Source organism: Devosia sp. (assembly GCF_040509215.1).
GTDB lineage: Bacteria > Pseudomonadota > Alphaproteobacteria > Rhizobiales > Devosiaceae > Devosia.
Genome location: NZ_JBEVLL010000194.1, coordinates 1 through 4,629, shown reverse-complemented (window position 1 = coordinate 4,629; position 4,629 = coordinate 1). Strand labels below are relative to the sequence as shown.

Sequence of the window (4,629 nt, the reverse complement as noted above, 5' to 3'; positions counted from 1 at the left end):
AGACGGACCGCGGCCTGTTTGATGACCTCGTCGCCCACGGCATGGCCAAGCGTGTCGTTGACCGCCTTGAAGTGGTCGAGGTCGATATAGAGCACGGCGGCCATCTCGCCCCGCTTCAACCCCGCCTCGGTGCGTGCCATTTCCTCGAGGAATTCCGCACGATTGGGCAGGTCGGTCAGCGCATCGTGGCGGGCAAGATGGTGGATGCGCGCCTCGTTTTGCCGCTGCTCGGTAATGTCCTCGTGCGTCGACACCCAGCCGCCATCCTTCATCGGATGGTGCTGCATCAGGATGATACGGCCGTTGAGCTCGTGAATGTTCTTGCCATATTCACGCTTGGCGATGACCGCACGGCGCCAGACGATATAGTCCTCGCGTGCTCCGCCCGCGCTCATGCCTTCGTCGAACAGATGCCCCAGAATGTCTTCGAGCTGGGCGCCGGGCCGCACGAAGTTTTCCGGCAGATTGTAGATGCGGGCATAGGGCTCGTTGCAGATGACGAGACGGCCCTTGGCGTCCATCATGCAAAGGCCGATGGAAATATTGTTCACGGCCGCGTCGAGCCGGATATTCTGGCGCTCCAGCTCGAGCTTGCGCTTCTGCACCGTCTCGGACATCTGGATTTCGTCGGTGACGTCTTCATGGGTCACTACCCAGCCGAGCTTGTCGGAATAGACATGGGCGGTTTCAACAATGCGCCCGCCATAGACCACTTCCTGGCTTTTGGTGCGCATGCCGCCGCGATTAGAGAGCAGATCGCTCGTATAGGTCTCGTAGAAGGCGTCGGGGCTCTGGCCGGGGTGGTTGCCGAGCCTGTGCGAGAGGTGAACCACCTCTTCGAGCGTCATGCCCTTCTTTATCGCGTCTTCGGAAAAGCCATAGAACTCGCGATAGTTCTTGTTCCACATGACCAGCCGGAACTGCGGCGACCAGACACAAAAACCATAGGGGATGTTTTCCAGCGCTGCATCAAGCAGCAGCGCTTCAGCGACGTCGGTCGTGCCAGCGTCCAGTTCCCCCATAAGCCCCTCAGTGTCATTGCCTTCATGACGCTTTGGTGAAGCTAAAGGCCGCGGCTTAACGCAGACTTAAATCGATGACACGAATGAATTCGTAGCCCGGAGGGCAAGAGTACCAGGAACCGGCGGATTGGCCAGCAGCGCCGCGATCTGAGCGACGCCGGCTTCGGGCGCCAGGCAACCCATGTCGAGCCGCAGGTCATAGGTCTTGTCGCGGTGCACGCCCTCCTGCCAGCGAAGGACGGGCGGGGGTGGTGTGTCCCCGGTCGCGTAAAAACCGCCCTGCGGGTCAGCATTGCGGCGGCGCATGATCTCGTCAATGTCGCAGTCTATGCCGACCAACAGCGCGTGGATCGGACCCAGCGTGGTTGCGGCACGATCGAGAATGCCGAGCGGGGTTGAATAATCCTCGTGCATGCCGAGATCGGCGACAACGTCGAAACCGGCTTCGGCCTGAAGGCGTATGGTGGCAAAGAGGAGATCGTACAGTTTTGCCACCTCTGGTTCGAGATCGGGCCGCTCGCCACCGGGACGGAGGCCGATGCCAGGCATGAGGGCAGGCGGCAGTGTCGCCATGAAACTGTCGACGCCGGTATTGAGCCAGTTGCCGGCAATGCTCGATTGGATCGCCCGCGCAAGACTCGATTTACCCGAGCGCGGAGCGCCGTTGAGAATGACGACGCGCCCAATGCGCGACGCGTCGCTGGAAGCCATTTAGCTGTTCGCTCGCTTTTTCGAGGTTACGATTCCCACGGGGTAGGGCGGAGCGTGCAGAGCGTCAAGACCGACGTGCCGATGGAGACGATCAAGCGCAGTTTCGAGCTGCTGCTGGGTTGAAGCCTGTTCAGCGCGTGCGCTTAGTGCGATACCGGTCCAACACTCCGCTGCCTCAAGGCTAAACACGCCATGTCCGCCTTCATTCCTGACCTGCCCGTTATCTTGGCTTTTGCGCTGGCGACCGTGATTCTTGCCATCACGCCAGGTCCAGATATGGCGCTGCAATTGAGCCGCGCCATCAATTATGGCCGCGCTCACGGCGTTGCTGCGATGTTCGGAGCCATGGCCGGGATTCTGGTGCATACGACGCTGGTGGCCTTTGGCATTTCGGTGCTGATCATTGCGGCGCCGCCACTGTTTCTGGCGCTGAAGATTGTTGGTGCGCTTTATCTGCTGTGGCTGGCATATCAGGCAATCGTGCATGGCGGTGGGCTGCGGATCGCGGAAGCCGCCAAGAAGCCGCCGACCGTGCGGCAGAGTTTTGCTACCGGGCTTGGTATCAACCTCCTAAATCCCAAGGTTGTCCTGTTCTTCGTGACTTTCCTGCCGCAATTCGTCGATGCGCATGATCCCGGCGCGACGTCAAAGCTGTTCTTTCTTGGCTTTGAATTCGTGCTGCTGTCGATTCCGCTTGGGCTCGTCACCGTACTCGCGGCCGATTGGCTGGCGGCGGCATTCAAGCGCAGCAAATGGGTGGAACGCATCCTCAATTGGAGCTTTGCGGCCATTTTCACGGCCTTTGCCGCCACTATTCTCACGGCACAGGCGCGCCACTGATGAACTATCGTCACGTCTTCCATGCGGGCAACTTTGCCGACGTGGTCAAGCACACCATTCTCACCCGCATTCTGGCTTACCTGATGCGCAAGGACGCGCCGTTTCGCGTCATCGATACCCATGCCGGTGTCGGGCTCTATGATCTCAAGGGCGCGGCGGCGGAAAAGACCGGCGAATGGGTCGATGGCATTGGTCGTCTGATCGATCAGGATTTTTCGGAACCTGCAAAGGATCTGCTCGCGCCTTATCTCGATGCCGTCCGGGCACAGAATCCAGATGGCGATCTGCGCTTCTACCCCGGCTCGCCGCTGATCACGCGAAACATGTTGCGCCAGCAGGATCGGTTGATGGCGCTTGAATTGCATCCAATCGATGTGGAATCGCTGCGCGAGAATTTTGCCGGCGATTTTCAGGTCCGCGTTACTCATGTCGATGGCTGGCAGGCCCTTGGCACGCATTTGCCGCCGAAAGAAAAGCGGGGTCTCGTGCTCATCGATCCGCCCTTTGAGGAGCGGAATGAATTCGAGCGCATGGCGCAGAATCTGATCAAGGCTCACAAGCGTTGGCCCACCGGGCTCTATGCCCTGTGGTATCCTATCAAGGACGTGGCCGACGTGGATAAGTTCGTCGCCCTGCTGCAGGCATCGGGTATTCCGAAAATCCTGAGGCTTGAGCTGACCATCCGCGCCCCGTCCGACCCACCACGCCTGCACGGCACCGGCATGATCGTCGTCAACCCGCCCTTCGTGCTCGAAAAAGAAATGCGCACGCTGCTGCCGCTGCTGGCAGATGTATTGAGCGACGAGGGCAGGGGGCAGTGGCGGATTGACTGGGTGGCTACGGAGTAGCGGTCAAACTGCCGCAGGAACGATCCGGACCAATGTGGCGTTCTCTGGCCATTCCCTAGACAAGGCCAAGCGCTTATGGACGTTCTTCGTATCATCCTGTCAGTCATCATTCCGCCCGTCGGCGTGTTCCTGCAGGTCGGCCTTGGTCTGCAGTTCTGGCTCAATATCCTTCTTACCTTGCTCGGCTATTTTCCGGGCCTGATCCATGCGGTCTGGGTGATCCTGCGGAAGTAGTCAGTCGCGCGGCTTGCGGCTGGCACGGCGCTCCTTGGTCATGCGCGTCGGCGCGTGAAAGCTCGGCGGCTTGGCCTGAACCCATTCGATGAAGGCGGCGATTTCCGGATCGGCCTTGAGGCTCTCCACATCGGCAAGGCGCTTGGCCAGCTCGGTTTCGGAAAACCGGGCATGGATGGCGCTGTGGCAGATCTGGTGGAGGCGCACCGTGCCCATATGCGTCCCGCCTTTGAGGCGAGGCGTCAGGTGGTGGCGGCTGGATTTGGCGTCGGGAGGAATGGGTCTGCCGCAGAGCGGGCAGAGGGGCGGCACGCGCCTGGCTGCCGCTGCCTCGACGGCAGCGATAGCCTTTTCGACGCGCCGCGCCGAAGGTTTCATCAGACACCGGCGAGGGCGTCACGATCCTTCTTGGAAAGGCGTTCGCTCTCGCTCTTGAGCTGGCCGCAGGCGGCGAAGATGTCGCGACCGCGCGGCGTGCGCACCGGGCTGGCATAGCCGGCCTTGTTGACGATATCGGCGAAACGCTCGATGCGGCTCGACGGCGAGGTGCCATAGTTCGAACCGGGCCACGGATTGAACGGGATCAGGTTGATCTTGGCCGGAATGCCGGCCAGCAGCCGCACCAGTTCGCGCGCTTCCGCATCGCTGTCATTGATCCCGTCCAGCATCACATATTCGAAGGTGATGCGGCGGGCATTGCTGGGGCCCGGATAGTTGCGGCAAGCATCGAGCAATTCCTCGATCGGCCACTTCTTGTTGATCGGCACCAGCACGTCCCGCAGGTCATTGTTGGTAGCATGCAGCGAAATCGCCAGCATGACATCGATCTCGCGGCCCGTCGGCTCGATAAAGGGCACCACGCCCGAAGTCGACAGCGTAATGCGGCGCTTGGAAAGCGACATGCCGTCGCCGGCCGACGCGATCAGCAAGGCCTGCTTGACTGCTTCGTAATTGTAGAGCGGCTCGCCCATGCC

The 4,629-nt window shown here is 60.7% G+C and carries 7 protein-coding genes; 3 read left to right on the top strand and 4 right to left on the bottom strand.

The features are described from left to right. Both ABW043_RS10810 and ABW043_RS10805 read right to left on the bottom strand, forming a co-directional pair. The coding region (locus ABW043_RS10810) for a PAS-domain containing protein (protein ID WP_353921218.1) at window positions 1-1,022 on the bottom strand (1,022 nt) is incomplete at its 3' end. A 66-nt stretch (window positions 1,023-1,088) separates the two neighbouring features. Continuing rightward, window positions 1,089-1,733 carry a chloramphenicol phosphotransferase CPT family protein gene (locus ABW043_RS10805; protein ID WP_353921217.1) on the bottom strand — a complete coding sequence of 215 codons (645 nt, stop codon included), beginning with the start codon at window positions 1,731-1,733 and terminating at the stop codon, window positions 1,089-1,091. 192 nt (window positions 1,734-1,925) lie between these two features. Here ABW043_RS10805 and ABW043_RS10800 point away from each other — a divergent pair, with 192 nt between their 5' ends. The 3 genes from ABW043_RS10800 to ABW043_RS10790 all read left to right on the top strand — a co-directional run bounded on the left by ABW043_RS10800 (window position 1,926) and on the right by ABW043_RS10790 (window position 3,655). After that, entirely contained in the window at window positions 1,926-2,573 is a 648-nt protein-coding gene (locus tag ABW043_RS10800; protein ID WP_035084845.1) for a LysE family translocator, read from the top strand. Further along, window positions 2,573-3,421: a 23S rRNA (adenine(2030)-N(6))-methyltransferase RlmJ gene (locus tag ABW043_RS10795; protein WP_353921216.1), complete on the top strand. Its 849-nt coding sequence runs from the start codon at window positions 2,573-2,575 to the stop codon at window positions 3,419-3,421. Before ABW043_RS10800 ends, ABW043_RS10795 begins: the two co-directional genes overlap by 1 nt. Before the next feature lie 75 nt (window positions 3,422-3,496). Next, window positions 3,497-3,655, top strand: a complete 159-nt coding sequence (locus ABW043_RS10790; protein WP_072343446.1) for a YqaE/Pmp3 family membrane protein — start codon at window positions 3,497-3,499, stop codon at window positions 3,653-3,655. On the opposite strand, the gene ABW043_RS10785 is transcribed toward ABW043_RS10790, so the two are convergent. Both ABW043_RS10785 and rlmN read right to left on the bottom strand, forming a co-directional pair. Further along, window positions 3,656-4,033: an HNH endonuclease family protein gene (locus ABW043_RS10785; protein WP_353921215.1), complete on the bottom strand. Its 378-nt coding sequence runs from the start codon at window positions 4,031-4,033 to the stop codon at window positions 3,656-3,658. Next, window positions 4,033-4,629, bottom strand: a 597-nt coding sequence (rlmN, locus tag ABW043_RS10780) for a 23S rRNA (adenine(2503)-C(2))-methyltransferase RlmN (protein WP_353921214.1), incomplete at its 5' end; no start/stop codon positions are given. The genes rlmN and ABW043_RS10785, both read right to left, overlap by 1 nt.

What these genes read in the sequence shown, in the direction of transcription:
- ABW043_RS10805 (WP_353921217.1), bottom strand. Translation starts at nt 1,733, where the DNA reads ATGGCTTCCAGCGACGCGTCGCGCATTGGGCGCGTCGTCATTCTCAAC.
- ABW043_RS10800 (WP_035084845.1), top strand. Translation starts at nt 1,926, where the DNA reads ATGTCCGCCTTCATTCCTGACCTGCCCGTTATCTTGGCTTTTGCGCTG.
- ABW043_RS10795 (WP_353921216.1), top strand. Translation starts at nt 2,573, where the DNA reads ATGAACTATCGTCACGTCTTCCATGCGGGCAACTTTGCCGACGTGGTC.
- ABW043_RS10790 (WP_072343446.1), top strand. Translation starts at nt 3,497, where the DNA reads ATGGACGTTCTTCGTATCATCCTGTCAGTCATCATTCCGCCCGTCGGC.
- ABW043_RS10785 (WP_353921215.1), bottom strand. Translation starts at nt 4,033, where the DNA reads ATGAAACCTTCGGCGCGGCGCGTCGAAAAGGCTATCGCTGCCGTCGAG.